The organism is Erythrobacter donghaensis, assembly GCF_001557325.1.
GTDB classification, from domain to species: Bacteria; Pseudomonadota; Alphaproteobacteria; order Sphingomonadales; family Sphingomonadaceae; genus Erythrobacter; species Erythrobacter donghaensis_B.
The window spans coordinates 1-1004 of sequence record NZ_LSJS01000008.1; the positions used below are offsets into that span (position 1 = coordinate 1).

Below are 1004 nucleotides of genomic sequence, written 5' to 3' on the forward strand. Positions count from 1 at the left end.
GGTGAGGTTGAGGGTGAGCACCTCGGAAGCGGCAAGGTAGCCATCGTCCTGGCTGGTTGCTTGCGCTGGCGGCGTGAACACGAGGCCCGGCTCGCTGCGCGCGCCGCGCTGGCCTGCCTCGCTGGCGGTGAGGCCATGGGTGGCAAGGTGGAGGATGCGCACATTGCTGAGATCAGCGCTGCGCAGGGCCGCCTCGGTCATGGCGGTATCGAGCCGGATCGCACTAGCCGGAGCGCCGAGCAGCTTGCCGACTGCCTCGAGCTCGGTGCGGGTGCCGGGCAGGCGAGCGAGCGCGCGCAGCTCATCGGGGTTCATGAGCGGGGCGCCTGCCTCGGTTACCCCGCGCCCGGTGAGCCCCGAGGCATCGACCGGCGGAAGGGTGCCTGCACTGCGACCACCGCGCCTGACCGCAGCGCCGCTGAGCACGGGATCGCCGAACCCGGCAAAGCCGCTGGCAGCAGTGCGTACGGCGGCAGCACGGGACGAGGTAGCAGATGCTGGTGCGGCCTTAGCCGTAGCCGTAGCCGAGACAGCGCTGGCTGCGGTGCTGCGGGCCGGACTGCTTCCCGTTGCTCCGCCCTCCCCTGTGTTGAACCGGCGCAGGTAGGCGAGTGACTGGAGCGAGGGGATCTGCACCAGCGCATGGGCATCAGCAAACCACGGGGTCGCGCGCAGCACCTCGGGATCGCTGTCATCGCTGCCTGCTTGCGGAGCCTCGGTCACCAGCACGCCGAACGGCAGGCTCGCCAACGCACCGTCGGCGGCGATGAACAGGTGGCTCTTGCCCTCGAGCGTCGCTGCGACCGGCGCGATCAGCCTTGCATAGAGATCATGCGCGGTCCCGCGATCAAACGAGGGGCGGGCAGCCAGCCCGGCATCGGGACCGCGTGCGCCCTCGCCCGGGTTGAGATCGCGGCGCAGCGCGGAGACCTTCTCTGCGACCTCATCGGCCTTGATGTCCGCCCGGTGCCAGACCAGCTCGGTCCTGGTCAGTGCCATCACAT

The 1004-nt window shown here is 70.1% G+C and carries 1 protein-coding gene; it reads right to left on the reverse strand.

All coding sequences use genetic code 11. The features are described from left to right. On the reverse strand, window positions 1-1004 hold a 1004-nt coding region (locus AX692_RS00205; protein WP_155646230.1), incomplete at both ends, for a CHAT domain-containing protein.